The organism is Streptomyces sp. NPDC104309, assembly GCF_055584025.1.
In genome coordinates this window covers 74990-98849 of the sequence record NZ_JBVJMV010000002.1, presented here as the reverse complement: position 1 = coordinate 98849, position 23860 = coordinate 74990, and the positions used below count along the sequence as shown (strand labels likewise).

The following is a 23860-nucleotide window of genomic DNA, read 5'->3' as shown; positions in this document are numbered from 1 at the left end:
CGTTCGTCACGAGGTGACGCGGTCCTCGCGGGTCCGGTTCGCTTCGAGCCTCGCCTTGGTGCGGTCGACCTTGGACACGATCTGCTCGGACATCTCGTCACGCTGCTTGCGCAGCAGCACGTAGCTGAGCGGCGCGGACAGGACCAGGGCGAGCAGAATCACCCAGATGAAGTTGGAATCGTGTGCCCCGGAGGGCAGCAGACCGAAGTGAACGGCCACGGCTGCGACGAAGAAGCAGCCGACGAAGATGCTGAGGCGCATCGCGGTGTACCGAATTGTCGCGCTCGGCCTGGCAGCGGACACAGTTGGCCTCTCTCTCTACGTACGACAGTCCTGCGATCCTGCCCGACCAGTGAAGCATGCCCCGGAATCGATCACTTCGGAGGGCTGCGTCAAAGCGGTTCCGACGGGGCCCCGGACCCGGCCCGCGGGGCGGGCCCGGGAACGCTCAGCCGAGCGGCAGCAGCATGATGATGTCGTCGCGGTCGTCCCCGTCGGCCACCCGGATCGCGTCGGGCACCCGCCCGACCTCCTTGTATCCGCACGACGCGTAGAACCGGTCGACGCCGGTGCCGCCCCGGCAGGTGAGCCGGATGGCCTCCACCCCTTCGAGCTCCCGGGCGGCACGGGCCGCGGCGTCCATCAGGTCGCGCCCGTACCCCTTGCCCTGGTGGCGGGGGTGGACCATCACCGTGTAGAGCCAGATCCAGTGCTTCATCAGCCGGTGCGTATTGAGGGCCAGGAAGGCCGTGGCGGCCACGGCCCCCTCCTCGTCGTGACCGACCAGCAGCCGGGTGCGCCCCTCGGCCATGGCGACGAGGTGCTTGACCAGCTCGGGCCGGACGTCGTCGGTCGTGACGGGCGGCACGAAGCCGACCGCCCCGCCCGCGTTGGAGACATCGGTCCACAGCTCGGCGATGCCGTCCCGCAGGGCGCGGTCGAACTTGGGGTCTCGCTCAAACGTAAGTGCCATAGGCGCAGATTAACTATTACCGAACCCTGGCCCCAAACCCTGTCCGGTACGCGAGAAAGCCCCGGCCGGCGGCCGGGGCTCTCATGGGGCATGGCGCTGACGGCGTGCAGGTCAGACGCGCATCGGCTGCGGCGACTCGCGCCGCTCGGCGTCCGGGCCCGGGTACTCGCGGATGATCTCGTACCGGGTGTTGCGCTCGACGGGCCGGAAGCCCGCGTCGCGGATCAGGTCCAGCAGATCCTCACGGCCGAGCTTGTTCGGCGTGCCGTAGTTGTCCGCGTCGTGCGTGATCTTGTACTCCACGACCGAGCCGTCCATGTCGTCCGCGCCGTGCTGCAGCGCGAGCTGGGCGGTCTGCACCCCGTGCATCACCCAGAAGACCTTGACGTGCGGGACGTTGTCGAACAGGAGCCGCGAGACCGCGAAGGTCTTCAGCGCCTCGGCGCCGGTCGCCATCGTCGTGCGCGCCTGGAGCTTGTTGCGGACCTTGCCGTCCTTCATGTCCACGAAGTCGTGCTGGTAGCGCAGCGGGATGAAGACCTGGAAGCCACCGGTCTCGTCCTGCAGCTCACGCAGCCGCAGCACGTGGTCGACGCGGTGCCGGGGCTCCTCGATGTGCCCGTACAGCATCGTCGCCGGGGTCTTGAGCCCCTTCTCGTGCGCCAGGCGGTGGATGCGCGACCAGTCCTCCCAGTGGGTGGCGTGGTCCACGATGTGCTGACGGACCTCCCAGTCGAAGATCTCCGCGCCGCCACCGGTCAGCGACTCCAGACCGGCCTCGATCAGCTCGTCGAGGATCTCGGAGGCCGACAGCCCGGAGATGGTCTCGAAGTGGTGGATCTCGGTGGCGGTGAACGCCTTGAGGGAGACCTGCGGCAGGGCCTCCTTCAGCGCGCTGAGCGAGCGCGGGTAGTAACGCCACGGCAGGGTGGGGTGCAGCCCGTTGACGATGTGCAGCTCGGTGAGGTTGTCGCCCTCCATCGCCTTCGCGAGCCGGACGGCCTCCTCGATGCGCATGGTGTACGCGTCCTTCTCGCCCGGCTTGCGCTGGAACGAGCAGTACGCGCACGACGCGGTGCACACATTGGTCATGTTGAGGTGCCGGTTGACGTTGAAGTGCACGACGTCGCCGTTCTTGCGGGTGCGCACCTCATGGGCGAGACCGCCGAGCCAGGCCAGGTCGTCCGACTCGTAGAGGGCGACGCCGTCCTCACGGGTCAGCCGCTCCCCTGCGCGGACCTTCTCCTCCAGCTCGCGCTTGAGCCCAACGTCCATGCGGCTGCCTCCCAGTCGTCGACGTGCTGTGCGTATCCCGGTGACAGGTGATACCGGGCGAAACCCCCGGTCCCCCGGGGGCCCCACCACGTTACGCCTACACCTCTTCGGGAAGTTCCCCGACCCGGTCCTCCCACTTGGTGGAGAGCACGATCGTGGTGCGCGTGCGCGAGACGCCCCTCGTACCGCTGAGCCGGCGGATCGTCTTCTCCAGACCGTCCACGTCACCGACCCGCACCTTGAGCATGTACGAGTCGTCGCCCGCGATGAACCAGGCGTCCTCGATCTCCGCGAGGTCCTTCAGCCTGCGCGCCACGTCCTCGTGGTCGGCCGCGTCGGAGAGGGAGATGCCGATCAGGGCGGTGACCCCGAGCCCCAGGGACGCGGCGTCGACGGTGGCGCGGTAGCCGGTGATGACACCGGCGGTTTCCAGCCGGTTGATGCGGTCGGTGACGCTGGGCCCGGAGAGCCCGACGAGCCGCCCCAGCTCGGCGTACGAGGCCCTGCCGTTCTCCCTGAGGGCCTGGATGAGCTGCCTGTCCACCGCGTCCATATGACTGAAACCTTCCATTGTTCAGCAGTACCGCGAGTCTACGTGTAGAATCTAAGGCATGCAGGCTTCATCGCCTGCAAAACTTCTCAAACACCTTAAAAACGCTTTCGAATCCTCAGGAGTGAGAACACCGTGTACACGATCGAGATGGCCTACGCCCGAATGCGCGAGCTGCAGGACCTGGCCAACCGCTCGCGTGCCCACCAGCCCGCCGCCGCGCACCGGGTCGACAAGACCCGCACCCCGCGCGCCACGAAGAAGCGCTGACCACAGGCTCAGCCCCCGGAGCCACGAGAGCCGCCACCGAGCTCTCCCTCCCACCGGCGGTACAGGTCGTGCGGAACCCCCGCCGCGTCCAGCACCCGCCCGGCGACGAAGTCCACCAGATCCTGGATGTGCGTCGCCCCCGCGTAGAACGCCGGAGAGGCGGGCAGCACCACGGCGCCCGCCTCGTCCAGGCTCACCAGATGCTTCAGCGTCTGCCCGTTCAGCGGGGTCTCCCGCACCGCGACGACCAGCTTCCGCCGCTCCTTGAGCGTCACGCTCGCGGCCCGCTGGAGCAGATCCTTCGAGAGCCCGAGCGCCACCCCGGCCACGCACGCCGTCGAAGCGGGCACGATCAGCATCCCCTTCGCCGGGTACGACCCGGAGGCCGGACCCGCCGCGAGGTCACCGGCCGCCCAGTGCCGTACGTCCTCGACGTCCACGTCGAAGGTGTGCGGCTTTCCGTCCGCCCCGCGCGCCAGCCAGCCGCGCAGGTCCTCCCGCCAGTGCGCGTCGCGGAACGCGATCCCGGTCTCGTCCAGCAGCGTCAGCCGCGACGCCCGGCTCACCACCAGGTCCACGCTCTCCCCCGCGGCCAGCAGACCGCGCAGCACGGCGGCGGCGAATGGGGTGCCCGATGCGCCGGAAACCCCGACAATCCAAGGCTGCCGCTGCTGCTGACTCACTGAAGTCCCGGAATCCACGCACCCGAGCCTATCCGGCTGCACGGAACCGGAACTGAGTAAGGTGCCTCAGGCGTTTTGAGGGAGGGAAACAGGGGCGACACGCAACGGCAGGGGGCATCGGTGGCCGCATCGTCGGATCGATTCGCATCGGCGTGGAGCACGGGCGAGCGCGCGAAGGCCGCGGCCAAGCTGATGGTGGGCTGGGTGGCGTTCCTCTGGATCCTCGAAATCGTCGACGTGGCGACCGGCCACTCCCTGGACGCGTACGGGATCGAGCCGCGCCGGCCCGGCGAACTGCTGGACGTGGTGCCCGCGTCCTTCATCCACTTCGGCTTCGGCCATGTCGCGTCCAACAGCGTGCCGCTGCTGGTCTTCGGCTTCCTGGCCGCGCTGGGCGGCATCCGCCGCTTCGCGGCCGTGGCCGCGCTGATCATCGTGGTCGACGGCCTCGGCGTCTGGCTGGTCGCACCGGACCACTCCAACACGGCGGGCGCGTCCGGGCTGGTCTTCGGCCTCTTCGGCTACCTGCTCGTGCGCGGCTTCGTGGACCGCAGACCGCTCGACATCGGCGTCGGCCTGGTGATCGGCGCGATATGGGGCTCGTCGATCCTGCTGGGGCTCTCCCCCGCCAACACCTCGGTCAGCTGGCAGGGCCACCTGTTCGGACTGGCGGCCGGCGTGGCGGCGGCCTTCGCCTTCCGCCGCCGGAACGCACCGGCAGCCGCCCGGCCGCTCATGTCCTAGGCCGCGGCGGCCCAGGACAACACTGCCCGGGACGACACGACCCGGGACGACACGACCCGGGACGACACGCCGACGGCACGGTCCGGGTACGGCTCTCGCTCAGACCGTCAGCCCCCGCACCAGCAGATCCAGCAGCGCGCACGCGAACAGCGCTATGCCGATGAACCCGTTGACCGAGAAGAACGCGCGGTTCAGCCGGGACAGATCGTGCGGACGCACGACCCGGTGCTCGTAGACGAAGGCGACGGCGACGATCACCATGCCGATCCAGTAGAAGAGCCCCGCCTCCGTGGCCAGCCCGAACCAGATCAGCAGCCCGGTCGTCACCGCGTGGCAGACCCGCGCCCCCCACAGCGCGGCCGGAATCCCGAACCGGGCCGGCACCGACAGCACCCCGTGCGCCCGGTCCGCCTGGACGTCCTGGCAGCCGAAGATCAGGTCGAAGCCACCGATCCAGATCCCGACCGCGAGACCGAGGATCACCGCGTCCCAGGACCAGCTGCCGGTCACCGCCAGCCAGGCGCCGATCGGCCCTATGGCCTGCGCGATCCCCAGGATGGCGTGCGGGTAGTGGGTGAAGCGCTTCCCGTACGGATAGACGACCATCGGCACCACCGCGACCGGCGCGAGCGCCAGACAGAGCGGGTTCAGCAGGGCCGCCGCCCCGAGGAAGACCACGACGGCGACGAGCGCCCCCGTCCACGCCGACTTCACGGACACCGCGCCGGTGACCAGTTCCCGGCTCGCGGTGCGCGGGTTACGGGCGTCGATCTCCCGGTCGATGATCCGGTTGCAGGCCATCGCGAACGTCCGCAGCCCCACCATCGCGATGGTGACGAGCAGCAGCGTGACCCAGTGGATGGACTTGTCCGCCTGGAACATCGCGGTCAGCGCGGCGATGTACGCGAAGGGCAGCGCGAAGACCGAGTGCTCGATCATCACGAGCCGCAGAAACGCCTTGACCTTGCTGTTCGGCTGTACGGGCCCTGAGCCCAGTGCTGCTTCGGCGGCGCTCACAGTCCGTATTCCTTCCACCGGCGGTCGACCTTCGCCGCCGTCTCGGGGTCGGACTCGACCATGTCCGGCCAGCCTCCGTCCCGCGTGTAGCCCTCCTCGGGCCACTTCTTCGTCGCGTCGATACCCGCCTTGCCACCCCAGAACTGCTGGTAGGAGGCGTGATCGAGATGATCGACGGGCCCCTCGGTGACGGTCAGGTCCCGTGCGTAGTCCGTATTGCCGAGCGCCCGCCACGCCACCTCGTGCAGATCGTGGACGTCGCAGTCGGAGTCCACGACCACGATCAGCTTGGTCAGCGACATCATGTGCGCGCCCCAGATGGCGCTCATCACCTTCTGGGCGTGCTTCGGGTACTTCTTGTCGATCGAGACGATCGCGCAGTTGTGGAAGCCGCCCGCCTCCGGCAGGTGGTAGTCCACGATGTCCGGCACGATGATCTTGAGGAGCGGCAGGAAGAACCGCTCGGTGGCCCGCCCCAGCGGCCCGTCCTCGGTCGGCGGCCGGCCCACCACGATCGACTGCAGCAGCGGGCGCTTCCGCATGGTCACGCAGTCGATGGTCAGCGCGGGGAACGGTTCCTGCGGCGTGTAGAAGCCGGTGTGATCCCCGAAGGGCCCCTCGGGAAGCATCTTCCCGGGCTCCAGCCACCCCTCGATGACGACCTCCGCCTGCGCCGGGACCTGCAGCGGCACGGTCTTGCAGTCGACCATCTCGATCCGCTTGCCCTGGATGAACCCGGCGAAGAGGTACTCGTCGATGTCCCCGGGCAGCGGCGCGGTGGACGCGTACGTCACCGCGGGCGGCGCCCCGAACGCGATGGCGACCGGCAGCCGTTCCCCGCGCTTCGCGGCGACCTGGTAGTGGTTGCGGCTGTCCTTGTGGATCTGCCAGTGCATCCCGATGGTGCGCCGGTCGTGACGCTGGAGCCGGTACAGCCCCAGATTCCGTACACCGGTCTCCGGGTGCTTGGTGTGCGTGAGCCCCAGGTTGAAGAACGAGCCGCCGTCCTCGGGCCAGGTGAAGAGCGCGGGCAGCCGGTCCAGATCCACGTCGTCGCCGGTGAGCACGACCTCCTGCACGGGCGCGCTCTCGGGCTTCACCTTCTTCGGCGGCACGTGCACCATCGAGCCGAGCTTCCCGAAGGCCTCCCGCACCCCCACGAAGCCGTGCGGCAGCTCCGGCTTGAGCAGCCCGCCGATCTTGTCGCCGATATCCGCGTACGACTTCAGCCCGAGCGCCTTGAGCAGCCGTTTGTCGGTCCCGAAGACATTCATGGCCAGGGGCATCGACGACCCCTTGACGTTCTCGAACAGCAACGCGGGCCCACCCGCCTTGTTCACCCGGTCGACGATCTCGCCGACCTCCAGATAGGGGTCGACCTCGGCCTTGATGCGCTTGAGCTCGCCCTCGCGCTCCAGGGCCCGGAGGAGGGAACGAAGATCGTCGTAAGCCATGCCGTCCAGTTTGTCATCACCACTGCCGATCACCTGGGGTGCCCCACCTCAGCGCCCCTCTGACGGAACAGGGAAGCTCCCGCACCACGGGGGCGCGGACGCGTCCGGACGACCGGCTTCGCCGGGGCTACGGCCACTGGAACTCGCCGTCCACCACGCCGCCCTCGAAAGCGGCCCACTCTCCCCCGTCGGACTGCGCACCGTGTCGCCCGGCCTGGCTCTGCTGAAGCCGTCCGCCCCGGCTCTCGGCGATCCGTAGCGCGTCGGTCAGGCACTCGGCCAACCGGGCAGCGGAAAACCGGAGTTCCGTCACTGTCGCATCGGCGGCGGCGATGATCGGCCTGGCACAGTCGAGCACCTCGGCCCCCATACCGAGTTGCACGACCTCCATCTGGTCCGCGACGCGCGACACATATCCATGGCCGCCGGTACGCAGGTAGCACGGCCCGCCATCCGGCCCGGCCCACGGAAGTAACCGGGCATCGAAGGAATGGAGTTGCTCTGGGGAGCTCACGAAACAGGAGACTGGACCAGTTGACCGGTCCAGTCAAGCTATTCGCCGCTTCTTCCGCCCATCGGGTAGTTGTCGACCTGCTCCCAGAGGTGAGCCGGAGTCACGCCTTCCTCGCACACCAGCACTCGTCCGGCGCTGTCGCTCGCCGCATGAAGGACGACCGCGACAGCGGTGGGCAAGGTAAGGCCCAGGTGCCCGGCCTCACTCTCGGACGCAAGACGTACCGACATGACATCCATCCCCTGAGCCGGGGACCTGCCGAACGTCCGGGCGATGTAATGCGTGGTCCCCTCGGCGATCGGCCCCTTCTGGGCGAGCTTCGGGCAGGCGTCGGCCACCTCCTCCGGGAACCAGGCGGTGACCAGGGACAGCGGTGTGCCGTCATCGAGCAGCATCAGCCGATCGCGGCGAAGGGCGACACCGCCGCTCCCCAGCCCGAGCGCCTCGACCACCCTCGCCGGCGGCTTCTCCTTACCGGGCGTACCGAGCCGCCGGAATGGACTGCCACCGGTTACGCGGGCCGAGCCGGCAGTCCGCCGCCCCGCCGGGCGGGCTACGGGAGTCTCGACGACCGTGAAGCCCGAGCCCTGCCGGGCCACGACGAGTCCGTCCCCGCGCAGAACGTCCATCGCCTTGATGACAGTGGCCCGCGACACCGACCACTGCTCGCACAGGTCGCGCCCGGACGGCAGGAGATCGCCCGGACCGAACTCCCCGTCCGAGATCCTGGCGCGCAGGGACTCGGCGATCTGCTCGTACTTGAGTAGCGGCACAGTGGCCTCCTGGTAACTGGACAGGTCAACCGGCTAGGTTAATCGAGGGACGAATACGCCGGGGCTTCGACCATGAACGGGACGGATTCATGACGACTCACCAAGTACCGCCGGGGATCATCGAGTTCTACACCTCCACGATCAACGAGGCGGACCGGCTGTCCGTCCCCGCCGACGGCGTCCTGGAGATGGTCCGCACCCAGGAACTCCTGCGCCGTCACCTCCCGCCCGCACCGGCGTCCGTGCTCGACGTCGGCGGCGGTCCAGGAACCCACGCCCGATGGCTCTCCGAGGACGGCTACCGGGTCCACCTCGTGGACCCGGTACCACGTCACGTCACAGAGGCCGAGAGCGCCGGGTGCAGTGTCGAGCTGGGGGACGCGCGAGCCCTGAGCGCCCAGGACAACTCGTACGACGTGGTTCTGCTCCTCGGCCCGCTCTACCACCTCGTCGACGCCGCCGACCGCCGGGCCGCCCTCGCCGAGGCGCGTCGAGTGGTCCGGCCCGGCGGGCTCGTCGCCGCGGCGGGCATCAACCGGTACGCCTCACTGTTCGAGCACACCGCCTTCGCGCACCTCGACCGCCCGGCTCTCCAGGACGGCATCGGCCGCATCCTGGCCACCGGTTCGCACGACGGGAAGAAGGGGTTCACCGAGGCGCACTTCCACACCGGCCCCGAACTGGAGGCGGAAATGCGCGAGGCCGGGCTCACCGACATCCGGGTGTACGGCGTCGAGGGCCCCGCCTGGGCCCTGCTGAAGGCGACCGAGCAGCACACCGGCGAATCACTCACCGGATCGCGGATGTTCGCCTCCGCGCTGGCCGCGGCCCGCATGGCGGAGCCCTACCCCGACCTGCTCGCCGCCGGTTCCCACCTGCTCGCCGTGGGACGCAATTGACACCGGCTACCCTGGGCCCGTCACCGGGGCGGGACAAGCCCCGCCATCTCTCCGCAGGGGGACCTTTCCACCATGTTCCGGGCCCTGATCTATCTCCTGCCTCTGGCGCTGACGATCTACGCGTTCATCGACTGCCTGAACACCCCCGAGGACGAGGCGAAGCACCTGCCGAAGATCGCCTGGGTCTTCATCATCCTGCTGTTCTGGATCGTGGGCCCGATCGTCTGGCTCGCCGCGGGCAAGATGCGCACCGTGCCCGCCGGAGGCCGTACGCCGTCGGAATGGCACCGCAATCACCGCTCGCAGTGGGTGGCGCCGGACGACAATCCGGAGTTCCTGAAGACGCTGAAGGAAGAGAACAAGAAGGACGAGTCGCTCCTCAAGGACTGGGAGGCGGATCTGCGCCGCCGCGAGGAGGAGCTCAAGCGCCGGGAGAGCGGGGAGAGCTCAAGCCCCTCCGGCGAGTGAGGAACGGGCGTCCGAGGATGACAGCGCCCCCGGCGACGGCGATCAGGAGCACGCACTCGTGAACGACAGCGCCATGCTCGCCATCGCCCTCGCCGAGGCCCGTTCCGGGCTCGCCGAGGGCGGTATCCCCATCGGTGCCGCGCTCTACGGGCCGGACGGCGGCCTCCTCGGCCGCGGCCACAACCGCCGCGTCCAGGACGGCGATCCCTCCATGCACGCGGAGACGGCGGCGTTCCGAGCGGCCGGACGGCAGCGCTCGTACCGGGGCACGACGATGGTGACGACGCTCTCCCCGTGCTGGTACTGCTGCGGTCTGGTACGGCAGTTCGGGATCTCGCGGGTGGTGATCGGCGAGGCGGAGACGTTCTGCGGCGGGCACGACTGGCTGGCCCGGCACGGGGTGGAGATCGTGCTGCTCGATGACGCCGAATGCGTCGCCTTGATGCGGGACTTCGTGCGGGATCACCCCCGCCTGTGGCACGAGGACATCGGCGTCGACTGATTTACGACCCCGCGTCCCTGATCGTTCGAAAATCTTCGCCTTCCCCCAACACCCTGCCGATATCCTGCTGTTGACGGTGTGACAGATCAGTTGGGACATCGGCGCTGGGGGTGCTGTGGAGAGAGAGCTGTACGGGCGCGAGGCGATCTTCGGCAACGACGGACTTGCGGCGCGTCTGGCAGGTCTCACCCCGTACGGCTCCGCCGGGGTCTCCTACGAGCACCGTGACGACCCACCGGTCGCCGTGCTGACCGGGGGCCGCGGCATGGGCAAGACGGCCGTGCTCAAGCAACTGCGCCATCTGTACCGGGAGATCACCCCGGTCGCCCTGGTCGACTGCGAGGCGGTCGTACCGCCCGCGGACCCGGGGCCCGGCTGGACCCCGGTCACCGCGGCGCTGCCGGAGCTCGCCACCCAGCTGACCGCGAAGGTGCGTGCCGCGCGGCCGGTGCAGTTCCCCCGGCTGAGCCTCGGCCTGGTGGCGGTCGCCTCGATCTCCTGGACGCGGGAGGACGAGACGCGGGCGCAACGGGACCTGCAGTCGCTCGGCCCGGTGCTGGCGACCGTCGACACGCGGGGGGACGCGGCGACGGGCTGGGTCACCAAGGTGCTGACGAAGCTGGCGGCGAGCGCCTTCGACTCCGTCGTGCCGCTGGCCGGGATGGTCGCCGAGGCCACGATCGAGACGGTGCTGGAGGAGTCCTTCAGCCGGTTCCAGCGGCGTTCGGCGGACTGGTACGGGAGCTATCCGCACGCGGGCGGCAACGGACGGATCGGGCTGCGGCAGCTGGCGGTCGATTTCGAGCGCGGTGGCGATCTGCGCCGCCGGGCCGAGGATCATCTGGTGCTCGCGCTGGTCGCGGACCTGGTGCGGGCGTACGGGGGACTGGCGCGCGGTGCCCGCCGGGGCCGCCCGGTGCTGCTGCTGGACAACGCGCACACGCTGCTGGGCCGGCAGCTGGTCGAGCCGGTGCTGCGGCAGCGGGCCGCCGGGGTGCGGGATCGGATCGCCGTGTTCGCCTCCTCGCGCGCCCGTGATCACGAAGGGCTGAGCCATGCGGTGCGCCGACGGCTGCCCGAGGTGGCGCACGGTTCGCACTGGGTCCGCGGGTCGGAGGTGACGTCCGGGATCCTGGCCGTGGAGCTCACCGCGCTGGGCCCGGCCCATGTGCAGGCGGCGTTCGACCGGCGTGATCCGGTGGGCCGCGCCCCGGCCGGCCTGGCACGCGGGGTGCACCGGCTGACGGGCGGGCGCCCGCTGGGCGTGGCGCTGCTGGCCCAGGCGGCGGGCGAGGCGTTGGCGCCGGGGCCGTCCCACGCGGGCACGCCGCGACTGGGCACGCCGGTGCCCGGCTCGCTGGTGCCGGGGACGCTGCTGGACCGCACGGTCGAGCTGCGCGAGGACCGGGCGCCGGTGCGGGTTTCGGACGAGTTGTTGGCGCGGCTGCTGCCGGGGCAGCAGCTCGACGTACTGAGTGTGCTGGCCGCCGCACACGGCGAGGACTCGGCGCGGCTGCTGGCCACGGCCCGGCTGCGCGGCCGGTCGCTGGACGGCGACGTGGCGTTGCGGGTGCGCGATGTGCTGCGGGCGCAGGACTGGCCGGTCGGGCCGGACCACTTCGTCGCCGATCCGCTGCTGCGCGCGCTGCTGCTGCACCGGCTGCGGTTCCAGGACGACGACCATCCGCACTACGCGGTGTGGCGTGCGGTGCACGAGACGCTGCGCACGGCGTACGCGCCCGGGGGCCGCTGCCCGAGCGTCCCGCACCGGCTGCACCAGGAGCTGGTGCTGGGCAGGACGAGGGACTGTGTGACGCATCTGCGGGAACGGTTCACCGAGCCGGACGTGACGGCGTGGCTCGGCTCGCTGCGGTTCATCGCCTCGGCCCCGTATCCGCGCCCGCCCGGTTACACCGGTCCCGATCCCCGGCGGGCGGTCGCGCTCGGCCGGGAGGCGTCCGCTTCGCTGCCGGACGGGGAGACGGGGCTCGCGGGGCTCGGCGAGCGGGCCGTGGAGCTCCAGCTGCAGCTGCGCCGGCTGCTGCACGCCGTATGGCTGCTGTCCGATCCGCTGGCTCTGCCGGACGAAGAGGTGATCGACAAGATGGCGCACGAACTGCGACAGCTGTCCGGCAGGCATCCGACGGGCAACAGCGTGCTGTGGGACGCGGCGACGCACTGGCCGCGGGACATCGGGGCCTGGCGGCAGCTCTCCATGCCGCCGGGGGCGTCGGGCACGGACGGACCGGACCCGGGCGGAAGCGGGCAACGGCGGGGGGACGGTGGTTCACATGCGTAATCCACTGCGATATCGCGTCTGGTACACGGCGAGGCAGAAGGTCGTCACCAGCGTGGTGGTGGGCACCCTGGTCATCACGTCCGGCTGGTACGGCGTCGGCCGGCTCACCGCTCCCGAGGACCGCTCGTGCGCGCCGGGGGTGGAGCGGCCGCAGGGCAGCGACGAGTGCGTGGGCGTCTCCGGCGACGCGTACGACTTCGGCCGGCCGAAGCTGACCGAGGTCGCCGCGGCCATCGCCCGGGAGAACGACACCCTGAAGCCCGGCCGGTACGCGACGGTCGCACTGCTGCTGCCGCTGACCTCGACGGACGAGGCCATGCAGACGAAGATGCAGCACGAGCTGCAGGGCGCGTTCGCCGAGCAGTACCGGGCCAATCATCTGTCGAACGATCAGGTGCCGAAGATCCGGCTGGTGCTCGCCAACACGGGGAAGAACAACCTGTTGTGGCGGCCGACGGTGGACCGGCTGAAGAGGATGACCGGGGCCCCGGACCATCTGCGGGCCGTGTCCGGGGTCGCCACCAGCAGTCCGGAGGTCAGCTCGGCCATCAAGGAGCTGACCTCCGCGCACATCGCGGTCGTCGGTACCACGATCACCGCCGACGACATCGCCAACGGGCCGGCCGGCGATCCGTTCCCCGGTCTGGCACGGGTGTCGCCGACCAATCGGGACGAGGCGCGGGCGCTGGCGCACTTCGGGAAGGTGAAGGCGGACAAGGCGCTGCTGGTGCAGGACACCCGTACCGGCGACCACTACACGGACACGCTGCGGGCCGCGTTCACCTCGCTGACGAGGGGCACGCGGTACGAGCCGCAGCTGTTCACCTCGCGCAACGACCCGAACGACGAGGGCACCACGGCCAATACGTTCCAGCAGATCACGCACCTCATCTGTGACACGGACGCGGAGACGGTGTTCTTCGCCGGACGCCACACCCAGCTGCGGCAGTTCATCAACGCGCTCGGGGCCCGGGGCTGCCAGAGCCGCCCGTTCACGATCCTGACCGGCGACGAGGGCTCGTACCTCGGCAGCGACAAGAAGCTCGACCGGGGCGCGCTGCGCCGCAAGGTGACGGTCCGCTACGCCTCGCTGGCGCACCCGGACGCCTGGGCCGCGGCGAAGGGCGGGGCGGCGACGGGCGGCTCCCCGGCGGACTACCGGAGCCTGCTGGATCTGCTGATCACGATCGGGAAGAAGCCCGTGGGGCCGGTCGGTCCGACCGGTCACCAGGAGCTGACCGACGGCCAGGTCATCATCGCGTACGACGCGATGTCGCTCGCGGTGCACGGCATCCGGCAGGCGACCCCGGAGGGCAAGCGGCTGCCGCAGCTCGCGGACGTGGGCGAGCAGTGGCCACGGGTGAAGGGGTCGCTGCGGGTGTCGGGGGCCAGCGGCTGGATCTGCCTGGACAACCACGGAAACCCTTACAACAAGGCGGTGCCGGTGGTGGAGCTGGCGCCGGAGGACGCCAGTCAGCGGTTCGTGACGATCGCCTGGCCGCAGGGCACACCGCCGGACGCGAAGTGTCTGCCGCCGTCCTCGGCACCGTGACGCCGTGTCAGCGCTCGGGCGCGGCGTACTCCTCGCGCAGCCCCGCCCACCGGACCGGGGTCCACTTGGACCAGTCGGCGGGGTAACCGTCGAGCGCGTCCACGAGGTACTGGAAGTGGTCGTGCCAGCCGGCGAGGCAGTCCAGCCGCAGCGCGTCGTCACCCCGGAACTCGTTGGTGAACCGCAGCAGCACATGGTCGCCGCGCGGTGGCTCCAGGTGGAAGCGGATACGGCCGTGGAGGCCTTCGAGGGTGTATTCGGCGACGCGCTCGATGTCCCAGGCGGTGACGGTGCCGGAGGCGACCGTGGCGTTTCCGTCCTGGTCGGTGTTCAGCCAGCGCAGCGTGACGGCTCCGCCGATGCGCGCTTCGAACGGGTCGGCGGCGGCGAGCCAGCCGGACAGTCCCTCGGAACTGGCAACGGCTGCCCACACCCGCGGAACGGGGTGGGGCAGCCGCAACGTGAACCGCAGGGTGTGCTGGTCACCGTGGGTCTCGCTGGTGCCACGCTCGATGACGGGGGTCGCATCGGTCATGGTTCCAGCGTGGCCCGGCGGTGTCCGATCCGCACCCGTACGGTCGGAGCGCCGGTCAGACGCCCGCGTAGGAGTGCTTGCCGGTGACGAAGATGTTGACGCCGTAGTAGTTGAAGAGCCAGCAGCCGAAGGCGATCAGCGCCAGGTAGGCGGCCTTGCGGCCCTTCCAGCCGGCGGTGGCGCGGGCGTGCAGGTAGCAGGCGTACGCGACCCAGGTGATGAAGGACCAGACCTCCTTGGGGTCCCAGCCCCAGTAGCGGCCCCACGCGTCGCCCGCCCAGATGGCGCCCGCGATGATCGTGAACGTCCACAGCGGGAAGACTGCGGCGTTGACGCGGTACGAGAACTTGTCGAGCGTCGAGGCGGCGGGCAGCCGGGAGAGCACGGAATGGGCGAACGAGCCGGGCTGCCCGCCGTTGGCGAGCTTGCTCTCGTAGCTGTCGCGGAAGAGATAGAGCAGGGTGGCGACCGCGCCGATGTAGAAGACGGCACCGCAGATGATGGCGGTGGAGACGTGGATCCACAGCCAGTACGAGTGCAGTGCGGGCACCAGCTGGTCGCTGGAGGTGTAGAGCACGGTGGTCGCGATGCCGAGGTCCAGCAGGACGGTGGTGACCAGGAGCAGCCCCATCCAGCGGACGTTCTTCTTCAGCGCGAGCAGGATCAGGTAGGCGCCGACCGCCACCGTGGAGAAGGTGATGGAGAACTCGTACATGTTGCCCCAGGGGGCACGCTGCACGGAGAGCGCACGCGCGAGCACTCCGCCGGCCTGGACGAGGAAGGCGAGCACGGTCATGGAGATCGCCATGCGTCCGTACAGATCGCCCTTGAACGTGCCGCCGGCCGCGCCGGGCCCGTCCGGGACGTCGCGGGAACCGGCTGCGGAGCGCGTGATGATCTTCGGGCGGTCGAGTACGGCGGTGCCGCCGCTCTTCTGTGCGACCTGGACCTTCACCGAGGCGCCGACGGCCCCGGCATCGGCCCCGGTCAGCGCGGCGGCGGTGCGGCCGACCTTGCTGCGGCTGCCGAACACCCACTCCGCGATGTGCGCGAAGAAGGCCAGGGTGTAGACGGCCATCGACGAATAGATCAGCACATTGCTGGTGTGCGCCAGGTTCTCGTTGGTTGCGGCGGCGAGATTCACTTCTCAGCCCCTTCGGCAGGTTCTACGGGGGATTCTCCGACGGAGCCGGCATCGGATCCGGGGTCGGTGTCAGAGCCGGGCGCCGTGGGCGCCACGTCATTGAGCGTGACCGCGAGACCGGCCAGCTCCTCGGGAAGCTTCGCGGACTCGCTGCGGCCGAGACCCGCCATTTCGACGACGGTGACGCCGTCCGCACCGCGCACGGCCCGCACCCAGACCCGGCGCCGCTGGATGAACAGCGAGCCCGCGAGTCCGGCGATCGCGGCGATGGCTCCGGTGAGCGCCCAGCCGCTGGCGGGCTGCTCGGAGATCTGGAAGCTGGCCCACTCCTCGACGCCCTCGAAGGTGATCGAGCCGGCGCCGTCGGGGAGCTTCATCGTGTCGCCGACCGCCAGGCGCTGCTTGAGCGGGTTGCCCTTGCTGTCCTTGAACGCCTTCATCTTGGACTTGTCCAGCTGGTACACGTTCTGCGGCAGTCCGGAGTCGACACCGAGACTCCCGTGGAAGCCGTTGAGGGCGAGTCGCGGGTTGTCGGCGGCCGGGAACTGGGAGAACATCGTGCCCTTGCCGTCGCCCGCGAAGGTCGGCACGAAGAACGCCTGGAAGCCCAGCTGGGTCTTCCTGCCGTCCTTGTCTCGGTAGCCGTCCATCACCTTGATCGCACCGGACGAGGTGACGTTGTTGTCGATGGGCAGCAACGGCACGGCGTTCCGGTAGACCTCCTTGCCGTCGGCGTCCTTGACGGAGACGACCGGTGCATAGCCGTGCGCGTTCAGATAGACCTTGGTGCCGTCGATGACGAGCGGCTCGTTGACCTTGATGACGGTCTTCTGCGGCTTGCCGTAGGCACCGTTCTCGTACGTCACATGGGCCTCGTAGGTCCGGGGCGTACCGATCTGGGGGCCGCTGCGCTCGTACGTACCGATGAACTTGTCGAGCTTGAAGCTGAACGGGGCGAGCGAGTCGGGGTCGAACAGCGAACCGGACTTGAAGTCGTCGTACTGGGTCTGCGTGTTGGAGAAGCCGTCGCCCTCGACGATCAGCTTGGCGCCCTCGGACTTGAAGAGCTGGCCCCAGGCGAACGCCACCAGCATCACGATCAGGGCGATATGGAAGACCAGGTTCCCGGCCTCGCGCAGATAGCCCTTCTCGGCGGCGACCGCGTCCCCCACGGTGTGCGCGCGGTAGCGGCGCCTGCGCATCATGCCGAGCGCGGCCTCGCGGACCTGCTCGGGCTCCGCCTCGGTGCGCCAGGTGGTGTACGCGGGCAGCCGGGTCAGGCGCTTGGGGGCGCCCGGTGGGCGGCTGCGCAGCTGGCCGACGAACTGGCCGGTGCGCGGCACGATGCAGCCGATGAGCGAGATGAACAGCAGGATGTAGATCGCGGAGAACCACACCGAGCTGTAGACGTCGAAGAACTGCAGTTTCTCGTAGATCGGCGAGACGGTGGTGTGGGCGTCCTTGAAGGCCTTCACCTTCAGTTCGTCCACGCTGTTCTGCGGGATCAGCGAGCCGGGGATGGCGCCGAGCGACAGCAGGAAGAGCAGGATCAGCGCGACCCGCATCGAGGTGAGCTGCCGCCAGAACCAGCGGGCCCAGCCGATGACGCCCATGGCCGGCAGATTGGCCACGGACTCCTCGCGCGGGGCGGTGGAGAGCTGGGAGCCGGCCGCACCGAGCTCGCGGGCGTTCTCCCGGTCCTGTGCGTCCCGGATCTCCCGCTCGTCGCGGTGCTCGCGCTGCGGGGACGGGTTGGACTTGGTGTTGCTCATGGAACTCAGATCCCCACCGTGAAGCCGTTGGACCAGCCCTGCAATGCCTGCATCATGGTGTCCCACACGCCGGTGAGCAGGAGCAGGCCGGTCGCGATCATCATGACGCCGCCGATCCGCATGACCCATGCGTAGTGGCGTTTGACCCAGCCGAAGGCGCCGAGCGCCTTGCGGAAGGCGACCGCCGCGAGCACGAAGGGCAGGCCGAGCCCGAGGCAGTACGCGACGGTCAGTATCGCCCCGCGCCCGGCGGTGCCCTGCTGCATCGCGAGGATGCTCACCGAGCTGAGCGTCGGGCCGAGGCACGGGGTCCAGCCGATCCCGAAGAGGGCGCCCAGCAGCGGTGCACCCACCAGCCCGGTCACCGGCCTCTTGTGGATACGGAACTCACGCTGTGTCATCCACGGCATCAGGCCCATGAAGAAGATCCCCATCAGGATCATCAGCACGCCGAGGATCTTGGAGAGCGTTCCGCTGTGCTCCTGGAGGGTCTGGCCGAAGAAGCCGAAGAGCGCGCCGCCGGAGACGAACACGGCGGTGAAGCCGAGCACGAAGAGCGAGGCGCCCGCGACCATCCGCCCGCGCCGGGCCTGCGCCAGGTCGGTGCCGCTCACACCCGTGACGTACGAGAGATAGCCGGGCACGAGCGGCAGCACGCACGGCGAGAAGAACGAGACGAGCCCGGCGAGTACGGCGACGGGCAGGGCGACGATCAGCGCCCCGTTCACGATGGTCAGGTTCTCGCCCTGGAGCGCGGCAAGGGTGTGCACGGAATCACTTCTCCGCGATCAGCGGGTCGATCATCTTGTGCAGCTTGTCGGCGTCGAGCGCGGTCAGGGTACGGGCGGCGATCTTGCCGTCCCGGTCCAGGACCACGGTCGACGGAATGGCCTGCGGACGCAGCGTGCCCTTGGGGAAGCGGAGCATGAGCTTGCCGGTCGGGTCGAAAAGGCTCGGGTAGGGGACCCCGTAGTCCTTCTCGAAGCTCTGCGCAGGGCCCTTCTGGGCGTCGCGCGTGTTGATCCCGACGAACTGGACGCCCTTGTCCTTCGTCTCCTTCGCCACCCGCGAGAAGTACTGGGCCTCCAGACGGCAGGGCCCGCACCACGAGCCCCACATGTTCAGTACGACGACCTTGCCCTTGTAGTCGGCGACGTCGAGCTGCTTGCCTTCGAGGGTCTCGCCGTCGAGCTTCGGGGCGGCCGCGCGGTCACCCTTGGCCACGGTGGAGATTCCGCCACTGCCCGTGACGAAGTTCGTATTGCCACCGCCACCCGTCTTGTTGTCGTCGCCACCGCACGCCGTCAGCGTGAGGGCGAGTGCGACGACCGCAGCGGGGGCGGCGAGCAGGGTGAAGCGGCGACGAGGTGCCCGGCCATAGCTCATGTGAAAAGTTTCGCATGGCGGTTCCGGCGATCTCGGGCACCCCCCTCAGTGCCCGTAAAGCCCGTTGTCAGGCCTGTTTAAAGAAGGCGTTCCAGCCGCCTTCGGGCGACTGTCCGACGCCCAGCGTGCGGAGCTTGTCGAGCACGGCCGGTGTCTGGACGTCGAGCCAGTCGACGAATTGCTTGAAGGAGACGAGCCGCACATCCGGCTTCCCGGCGATTTTCTTGAGCGCTTCCTCGACCGCGTCCATATAGATGCCGCCGTTCCACTCCTCGAAGTGGTTTCCGATATAGAAGGGTGCGCGATTCGTCGTGTACGCACGCTCGAAACCCGCGAGATACGACTTGGCGGCCTGCTCCCGCCAGCCCGGATAGCGCGAGGGCATGCCCTTGGTCGAATTCTGCGACTGGTTGGCGAGGATGTTGTAGTCCATCGAAAGGACTTCGAAGGTGTGCCCCGGGAACGGCATGCCCTGCAGCGGCAGATCCCAGATGCCCTGGCGCTTCTGGGGCCACACCTGGGTGCCGCCGGGCGAGCTGGCGTCGTAGCGCCAGCCCAGCTTGCTCGCCGTGGGCAGCAGATTGTCCTGGCCGAGCAGACAGGGAGTACGGCCGCCGACCAGTTCCTTGCGGTAGTCGAAAGGCAGCGGATCGAGGTCGGTCCAGCCGGTGTTGGTGCGCCATTCGGTGACGAAGGAGACCGCCTGATCGATTTCGCTCCGCCACTGGGAGGGCGACCAGCTGGCGACCGATCCGGAGCCGCCGCAGAAATGCCCGTTGAAGTGAGTGCCGATCTCATGTCCGTCGAGCCAGGCCTGACGGACGTTCTTCAGCGTCTCCTTGATGTGATCATCGGTCAGATAACCGATGTCGGAAGCACCGATCGGGTTGTTGGGCGGCCGGTACATGGACTTCTTCGACTCGGGAAGCAGATACAGACCGGAGAGGAAGAAGGTCATCGCCGCGTCGTGATTCCTGGCGAGTTCCAGAAAACGCGGGAAGAGCCCGTTGCCGACCTCGCCCGCACCGTCCCAGGAGAAGATCACGAACTGCGGTGGCGTCTGCCCGGGTTCGAGCGGAACCGGCGCCGAAGGCTGGTGCGGCTGCTTCCCGGTGTCGGCGGTGGAACCGTCCCCGATCTCCCGGACGTCCTTCTTCGCGGATCCGGTCCCCCGGGTGTGCCCGTCGGCACCCTTCTCCCCCGCGGTCCCCGTGTCCTGCCCCGGCCGACCGGTATCGAAGGAACCGCAACCCGCCAGACCGATCGTGGCCGTAGCCCCGAGCCCGGCTCCGAGCAAGCCCCTTCGACTGATCTCGCGCATGAGTTCCCCATCTGCGGTCGTTTTATCCCAAGTCCATACAAACTGCCGAAGGCTTAGATGATGGAATCAACACGGGGGTTCCGCGATTTAGCACATTTTTCTTTGCGTGACCAGACCAGTACGCGCACGAACGTATGACTGATAGCTCACCCGGGGGCGGTACGAGCTCCGCGCTGTCATCGGTCCCAGGTCGCGTTGTCCCCGATCGCGGGTCGAGCTGTCCTCGACCGCGGGTCATGCGGCGCCGGTAACGGCACGGCAGCGCGATCGCCGGATGGGCGGAAGGATCACGCCCGTCCGGCGATCGAGGGCGGCCCGGCAAGGGAAGACAGGGGCCGACGGCGGACCGGCGAGGGCCGGGCGCGGCGGCGGTGAGGGCCGGGCCCGGAAGACCGGTGAAGACAGGGGCCGACGGCGGACCGGTGAAGGCCGGGTGCGGAAGACCGGCGAGGACCGGAAGACCGGTCAGGCGCGGAGGACCGGCGGCGGTGAGGGCCGGGGCACGGCGGACCGGCAGGAGCCGGAGGACCGGCGGGAGCCGGAGGACCGGCGGGAGCCGGAGGACCGGCGGGAGCCGGAGGACCGGCGGGAGCCGGAGGACCGGCGGGAGCCGGAGGACCGGGGTGCGGCACACCGCACCCGGGCCGGCGGGGGCGCATACCGCGCCCCCGCTGGCCAAGGGCGCGCTACGCGCCGAACGCCTTCGACTTCCCCTTCACCGGCTTCGCCCCCGCCCGCAGATGCGCGGGCACCAGATCACGCGCCGGCTCCGTGTACCCGACCGACACGATCTTGTCGCCCTGGTACGTGAAGCTGGTCAGCGACGCGAGCGTGCACTGCCGCTTGCGCGGGTCGTGCCACAGCCGCCGCCGCTCCACGAAACTCCGCACGATCCAGATCGGCAGCTGGTGGCTGACGCACACCGCCTCATGACCGCGGGCCGCGTCACGCGCGGCGTCCAGGGCGCCCATCATCCGCACGACCTGATCGATGTACGGCTCCCCCCACGAAGGCCGGAACGGATTCGTCAGGTGCTTCCAGTTGTCCGGCTTGCGCAGTGCCCCGTCGCCGACTCCGAAGGTCTTGCCCTCGAAGACGTTGGCGGCCTCGATGAGCCGTTCGTCGGTGGCCAGGTCGAGGCCGTGCGTCTTGGCGATCGGCGTGGCCGTCTCCTGGGCGCGCTCCAGCGGGGAGGCGACGACATGGGTGATGTCACGGCCCTCCAGGTGCTCGGCGACCCGGTCGGCCATCTGCCGGCCGAGCTCGGAGAGGTGGTAGCCGGGACGGCGTCCGTAGAGCACGCCCTCCGGGTTGTGCACCTCTCCGTGCCGCATCAGATGGACGACGGTGATGTCCTTGGGGCCTCTGTTCTCGCTCATGCGGTGGCCTCCGAGGCGGCGCGGGCGGCGGCGGGCAGAGCGGCGGCAATGCGCTCGACGGCCTGCGTGTCGTGGGCGGTGGAGACGAACCAGGACTCGAAGGCGGACGGCGGCAGGTAGACGCCCTGCGACAGCAGCGAGTGGAAGAAGGCGGTGAAGCGGAAAGCTTCCTGCTGCTTGGCGTCCTCGTAGTTCCGCACCGGCCGGTCGGTGAAGAAGACGGAGAACATGTTGCTCGCCGCCTGCACGACGTGCGCCACGCCTTCCTTGGCCAGCGCCTCGCCGACCAGGCCGCGGATCTCCGCGGAGACCGCGTCCACCTTCGCGTAGGCCGCGTCGTCGAGCAGCCGCAGCTGAGCGAGGCCGGCGGCGGTGGCGATCGGATTGCCGGAGAGGGTGCCCGCCTGGTAGACGGGACCGACCGGGGCGAGGTGCGCCATCACGTCCGCACGCCCGCCGAAGGCCGCGGCCGGGAAACCGCCGCCCATGACCTTGCCGAAGGTCATCAGGTCGGGCCGCACTCCGTCGACGCCGAACCAGCCGGCCTTCGAGGTACGGAATCCGGTCATGACCTCGTCGGAGATGTAGAGCGCACCGTTGGCGGCGCAGAGCTCCTTGAGCCCGGCGTTGAAACCGTCCAGCGGCGGTACGACACCCATGTTGCCGGGCGACGCCTCGGTGATCACACAGGCGATCTCGCCGGGCTGGGCGGCGAACGCCTCCCGCACGGCCTCCAGGTCGTTGTACGGAAGCACGATCGTGTCGCCGGCCTGCGCGCCGGTGACCCCCGGGGTGTCGGGAAGGCCGAAGGTCGCGACCCCGGACCCGGCGGCGGCGAGCAGCGCGTCGACGTGGCCGTGGTAGCAGCCGGCGAACTTCACCACCTTGGCGCGGCCGGTGAACCCGCGGGCGAGACGGATCGCGGACATGGTCGCCTCGGTGCCGGACGACACCAGCCGCACCTGCTCCACGGGCTCGACCCGGGCCACGATCTCCTCGGCGAGCGCCACCTCGCCCTCACCGGGCGTACCGAACGAGGTGCCGCGGGCCACCGCCTCCTGAACCGCGGCGATGACCTCGGGGTGGGAGTGACCGAGGATCATCGGCCCCCACGAGCACACGAGGTCGACATACTCCCGGCCGTCGGCATCGGTGAGGTAGGGACCGGTACCGGACACCATGAAGCGGGGCGTGCCGCCCACGGCCCGGAAGGCACGGACGGGAGAATTCACGCCGCCGGGCGTCACGAGGGACGCGCGGTCGAAAAGCGTCTGCGAAACTGGGGCTTCATATCGATAAGGCAGTTCGGTCATGACCTGCGACTTCTCCGACTCCGGGGGTTAGTGACCTCCCCAGGGTAGGACAGCCCTCCCGAGCGGCCGGGAGCGGAAGATCCCGGCCGTTGAAAGCCCCACGAGCACATTGGTCGCGCGACGACCGGGCGTCAGCCCCCTCGCGTCTGCGAAACTGGTGACTTCAAGGGGAAAGCTCACACACGCCAGGGTGCCGGGGTCACGGACGGTCTTGCGGGCAAGTGTTTCACCGCACGCCCGCGGGGGAGGTCACTGACACGATGATCGGGTTGCGCGGCGGGGGCTGCGTCTCCTAAGTAGTAGTCGGGTGGATGAGATATGCATCGCGGTGGCGGAGTGGGCGAAGGGACCGACGACCTGGGGCCCGAGCCTGCCCGGCGGGGTCGGCACCGGCGTGAGGCGGAGCGCAGACAAGGCACACAGGCCAGTGGTGCGCAGGGTGGCGGAGCCGGAAGCAGGAGTGGTGGCCGGGTGGGGGTGACCTACAAGTACTTCGGGGCCCCGGACGGGGCCACGGCCGCACGCGTGCCCATTTCGATGCGTCCCGAGGAACTCGGCGGCGACGAACTGGGCATGGGCGGCATGTTCACCAAGATCAAGCCGGAGACGGTGGCGGCGATGGTCCTCACCGGCATTCAGGGCATACCCCTGCACAAGGTCCCCCCGCTGGAACTGGTCGTGCTGCACCCCGACTACGCGGTGGTCAAGCTTCCGATGACGGTCGTCGACCCGCTGCGCGGCGTGGGCGAGGAGTCGGTGGGCGCCGCGGCCTTCATCTGGTCCACGGTCCCGGACCGGGGCGGCCCGCGCGACGCGTTCAACGTCTACCAACTGCTGCACGAGTGGCAGGACTTCTCCCACCGGCTGCACGACGCGGGGCACCAGGCGTACTGCCTGGTCTGGCCCTGACCCGAGGCTTCGCTGGGTGCGTGCCGGGCTTTCGGGCCCCGCCGCCGCACATGCCCAGGGAGGTGGCCGACAGGGCATCGAACGCGTCCGGATGCCGGGGAACCTGTGGCCGTGCGGCGCACAACAGG

General features: G+C 69.5%; 25 protein-coding genes. 8 read left to right on the top strand and 17 right to left on the bottom strand.

Going from position 1 to position 23860, the window contains the following annotated elements; genetic code table 11:
- Positions 1-6 precede the first annotated feature (6 nt).
- From ACZ68L_RS02205 to ACZ68L_RS02190, 4 genes are all read right to left on the bottom strand, one after another.
- On the bottom strand, positions 7-303 hold the full coding sequence (locus tag ACZ68L_RS02205) for a DUF4229 domain-containing protein (RefSeq protein WP_469573475.1): 297 nt from the start codon (positions 301-303) through the stop codon (positions 7-9).
- 145 nt (positions 304-448) lie between these two features.
- The gene (locus ACZ68L_RS02200; RefSeq protein ID WP_469573473.1) at positions 449-973 is read right to left on the bottom strand and encodes a GNAT family N-acetyltransferase; all 525 of its coding nucleotides are present in this window, start codon (positions 971-973) and stop codon (positions 449-451) included.
- 111 nt (positions 974-1084) lie between these two features.
- Positions 1085-2248: an aminofutalosine synthase MqnE gene (mqnE, locus tag ACZ68L_RS02195; RefSeq protein WP_469573471.1), complete on the bottom strand. Its 1164-nt coding sequence runs from the start codon at positions 2246-2248 to the stop codon at positions 1085-1087.
- 97 nt (positions 2249-2345) lie between these two features.
- Positions 2346-2801, bottom strand: a complete 456-nt coding sequence (locus tag ACZ68L_RS02190) for an Lrp/AsnC family transcriptional regulator (RefSeq protein ID WP_469573470.1) — start codon at positions 2799-2801, stop codon at positions 2346-2348.
- Between the two features lie 132 nt (positions 2802-2933).
- On the opposite strand from ACZ68L_RS02190, the gene ACZ68L_RS02185 reads away from it, so the two are divergent.
- Positions 2934-3068 carry a hypothetical protein gene (locus ACZ68L_RS02185; RefSeq protein WP_469573469.1) on the top strand — a complete coding sequence of 45 codons (135 nt, stop codon included), beginning with the start codon at positions 2934-2936 and terminating at the stop codon, positions 3066-3068.
- A gap of 8 nt (positions 3069-3076) precedes the next feature.
- On the opposite strand, the gene ACZ68L_RS02180 is transcribed toward ACZ68L_RS02185, so the two are convergent.
- Positions 3077-3751: a UbiX family flavin prenyltransferase gene (locus ACZ68L_RS02180; RefSeq protein ID WP_469573985.1), complete on the bottom strand. Its 675-nt coding sequence runs from the start codon at positions 3749-3751 to the stop codon at positions 3077-3079.
- Positions 3752-3943: 192 nt separating this feature from the next.
- Here ACZ68L_RS02180 and ACZ68L_RS02175 point away from each other — a divergent pair, with 192 nt between their 5' ends.
- Positions 3944-4495 carry a rhomboid family intramembrane serine protease gene (locus ACZ68L_RS02175; RefSeq protein WP_469573984.1) on the top strand — a complete coding sequence of 184 codons (552 nt, stop codon included), beginning with the start codon at positions 3944-3946 and terminating at the stop codon, positions 4493-4495.
- A 99-nt stretch (positions 4496-4594) separates the two neighbouring features.
- On the opposite strand, the gene mqnP is transcribed toward ACZ68L_RS02175, so the two are convergent.
- From mqnP to ACZ68L_RS02155, 4 genes are all read right to left on the bottom strand, one after another.
- Entirely contained in the window at positions 4595-5512 is a 918-nt protein-coding gene (mqnP, locus tag ACZ68L_RS02170) for a menaquinone biosynthesis prenyltransferase MqnP (protein WP_469573467.1), read from the bottom strand.
- Positions 5509-6966, bottom strand: a complete 1458-nt coding sequence (locus tag ACZ68L_RS02165; protein ID WP_469573466.1) for a menaquinone biosynthesis decarboxylase — start codon at positions 6964-6966, stop codon at positions 5509-5511. Before ACZ68L_RS02165 ends, mqnP begins: the two co-directional genes overlap by 4 nt.
- A gap of 127 nt (positions 6967-7093) precedes the next feature.
- Entirely contained in the window at positions 7094-7378 is a 285-nt protein-coding gene (locus tag ACZ68L_RS02160; RefSeq protein ID WP_469573464.1) for a hypothetical protein, read from the bottom strand.
- A gap of 140 nt (positions 7379-7518) precedes the next feature.
- The gene (locus tag ACZ68L_RS02155; RefSeq protein WP_469573463.1) at positions 7519-8253 is read right to left on the bottom strand and encodes a GntR family transcriptional regulator; all 735 of its coding nucleotides are present in this window, start codon (positions 8251-8253) and stop codon (positions 7519-7521) included.
- 89 nt (positions 8254-8342) lie between these two features.
- Here ACZ68L_RS02155 and ACZ68L_RS02150 point away from each other — a divergent pair, with 89 nt between their 5' ends.
- From ACZ68L_RS02150 to ACZ68L_RS02130, 5 genes are all read left to right on the top strand, one after another.
- Positions 8343-9152, top strand: a complete 810-nt coding sequence (locus ACZ68L_RS02150; protein ID WP_469573462.1) for a class I SAM-dependent methyltransferase — start codon at positions 8343-8345, stop codon at positions 9150-9152.
- 72 nt (positions 9153-9224) lie between these two features.
- Positions 9225-9620, top strand: coding sequence for a PLD nuclease N-terminal domain-containing protein (locus tag ACZ68L_RS02145; protein WP_469573460.1), 396 nt, complete (start codon positions 9225-9227; stop codon positions 9618-9620).
- 73 nt (positions 9621-9693) lie between these two features.
- Positions 9694-10122 (top strand): nucleoside deaminase, encoded by a 429-nt coding sequence (locus ACZ68L_RS02140; protein ID WP_469573983.1) that lies wholly within the window; start codon positions 9694-9696, stop codon positions 10120-10122.
- 115 nt (positions 10123-10237) lie between these two features.
- Positions 10238-12421, top strand: coding sequence for a hypothetical protein (locus ACZ68L_RS02135; RefSeq protein WP_469573458.1), 2184 nt, complete (start codon positions 10238-10240; stop codon positions 12419-12421).
- Entirely contained in the window at positions 12414-13973 is a 1560-nt protein-coding gene (locus ACZ68L_RS02130) for a hypothetical protein (protein WP_469573456.1), read from the top strand. The genes ACZ68L_RS02135 and ACZ68L_RS02130 overlap by 8 nt, the downstream gene beginning before the upstream one ends.
- A gap of 7 nt (positions 13974-13980) precedes the next feature.
- Here the strand turns inward: ACZ68L_RS02130 and ACZ68L_RS02125 are convergent, their stop codons facing one another.
- The 8 genes from ACZ68L_RS02125 to hemL all read right to left on the bottom strand — a co-directional run bounded on the left by ACZ68L_RS02125 (position 13981) and on the right by hemL (position 22814).
- A complete protein-coding gene (locus tag ACZ68L_RS02125) occupies positions 13981-14508 on the bottom strand; it encodes an SRPBCC domain-containing protein (protein WP_469573455.1) in 528 nt (175 codons plus the stop codon).
- Between the two features lie 55 nt (positions 14509-14563).
- Positions 14564-15652: a c-type cytochrome biogenesis protein CcsB gene (ccsB, locus tag ACZ68L_RS02120; RefSeq protein WP_469573454.1), complete on the bottom strand. Its 1089-nt coding sequence runs from the start codon at positions 15650-15652 to the stop codon at positions 14564-14566.
- Positions 15649-17424, bottom strand: coding sequence for a cytochrome c biogenesis protein ResB (resB, locus tag ACZ68L_RS02115; RefSeq protein ID WP_469573453.1), 1776 nt, complete (start codon positions 17422-17424; stop codon positions 15649-15651). The genes ccsB and resB overlap by 4 nt, the downstream gene beginning before the upstream one ends.
- A 5-nt stretch (positions 17425-17429) precedes the next feature.
- Positions 17430-18194: a cytochrome c biogenesis CcdA family protein gene (locus tag ACZ68L_RS02110; RefSeq protein ID WP_469573451.1), complete on the bottom strand. Its 765-nt coding sequence runs from the start codon at positions 18192-18194 to the stop codon at positions 17430-17432.
- A 4-nt stretch (positions 18195-18198) separates the two neighbouring features.
- Complete coding sequence (locus ACZ68L_RS02105) at positions 18199-18810, bottom strand: TlpA family protein disulfide reductase (RefSeq protein WP_469573450.1); 612 nt, start codon at positions 18808-18810, stop codon at positions 18199-18201.
- 67 nt (positions 18811-18877) lie between these two features.
- Complete coding sequence (locus tag ACZ68L_RS02100; protein WP_469573448.1) at positions 18878-20131, bottom strand: polysaccharide deacetylase family protein; 1254 nt, start codon at positions 20129-20131, stop codon at positions 18878-18880.
- Between the two features lie 686 nt (positions 20132-20817).
- Positions 20818-21510 carry a histidine phosphatase family protein gene (locus ACZ68L_RS02095; RefSeq protein ID WP_469573447.1) on the bottom strand — a complete coding sequence of 231 codons (693 nt, stop codon included), beginning with the start codon at positions 21508-21510 and terminating at the stop codon, positions 20818-20820.
- A complete protein-coding gene (gene hemL, locus ACZ68L_RS02090; protein WP_469573982.1) occupies positions 21507-22814 on the bottom strand; it encodes a glutamate-1-semialdehyde 2,1-aminomutase in 1308 nt (435 codons plus the stop codon). The genes ACZ68L_RS02095 and hemL overlap by 4 nt, the downstream gene beginning before the upstream one ends.
- 327 nt (positions 22815-23141) lie before the next feature.
- On the opposite strand from hemL, the gene ACZ68L_RS02085 reads away from it, so the two are divergent.
- Positions 23142-23732 (top strand): hypothetical protein, encoded by a 591-nt coding sequence (locus tag ACZ68L_RS02085; RefSeq protein ID WP_469573445.1) that lies wholly within the window; start codon positions 23142-23144, stop codon positions 23730-23732.
- Positions 23733-23860 lie beyond the last annotated feature (128 nt).

What these genes read in the sequence shown, in the direction of transcription:
- ACZ68L_RS02200 (WP_469573473.1), bottom strand. Translation starts at nt 973, where the DNA reads ATGGCACTTACGTTTGAGCGAGACCCCAAGTTCGACCGCGCCCTGCGG.
- mqnE (WP_469573471.1), bottom strand. Translation starts at nt 2,248, where the DNA reads ATGGACGTTGGGCTCAAGCGCGAGCTGGAGGAGAAGGTCCGCGCAGGG.
- ACZ68L_RS02190 (WP_469573470.1), bottom strand. Translation starts at nt 2,801, where the DNA reads ATGGACGCGGTGGACAGGCAGCTCATCCAGGCCCTCAGGGAGAACGGC.
- ACZ68L_RS02175 (WP_469573984.1), top strand. Translation starts at nt 3,944, where the DNA reads ATGGTGGGCTGGGTGGCGTTCCTCTGGATCCTCGAAATCGTCGACGTG.
- ACZ68L_RS02165 (WP_469573466.1), bottom strand. Translation starts at nt 6,966, where the DNA reads ATGGCTTACGACGATCTTCGTTCCCTCCTCCGGGCCCTGGAGCGCGAG.
- ACZ68L_RS02150 (WP_469573462.1), top strand. Translation starts at nt 8,343, where the DNA reads ATGACGACTCACCAAGTACCGCCGGGGATCATCGAGTTCTACACCTCC.
- ACZ68L_RS02145 (WP_469573460.1), top strand. Translation starts at nt 9,225, where the DNA reads ATGTTCCGGGCCCTGATCTATCTCCTGCCTCTGGCGCTGACGATCTAC.
- ACZ68L_RS02140 (WP_469573983.1), top strand. Translation starts at nt 9,694, where the DNA reads ATGCTCGCCATCGCCCTCGCCGAGGCCCGTTCCGGGCTCGCCGAGGGC.
- ACZ68L_RS02130 (WP_469573456.1), top strand. Translation starts at nt 12,414, where the DNA reads ATGCGTAATCCACTGCGATATCGCGTCTGGTACACGGCGAGGCAGAAG.
- ACZ68L_RS02125 (WP_469573455.1), bottom strand. Translation starts at nt 14,508, where the DNA reads ATGACCGATGCGACCCCCGTCATCGAGCGTGGCACCAGCGAGACCCAC.
- resB (WP_469573453.1), bottom strand. Translation starts at nt 17,424, where the DNA reads ATGAGCAACACCAAGTCCAACCCGTCCCCGCAGCGCGAGCACCGCGAC.
- ACZ68L_RS02105 (WP_469573450.1), bottom strand. Translation starts at nt 18,810, where the DNA reads ATGAGCTATGGCCGGGCACCTCGTCGCCGCTTCACCCTGCTCGCCGCC.
- ACZ68L_RS02100 (WP_469573448.1), bottom strand. Translation starts at nt 20,131, where the DNA reads ATGCGCGAGATCAGTCGAAGGGGCTTGCTCGGAGCCGGGCTCGGGGCT.
- ACZ68L_RS02095 (WP_469573447.1), bottom strand. Translation starts at nt 21,510, where the DNA reads ATGAGCGAGAACAGAGGCCCCAAGGACATCACCGTCGTCCATCTGATG.
- ACZ68L_RS02085 (WP_469573445.1), top strand. Translation starts at nt 23,142, where the DNA reads ATGCATCGCGGTGGCGGAGTGGGCGAAGGGACCGACGACCTGGGGCCC.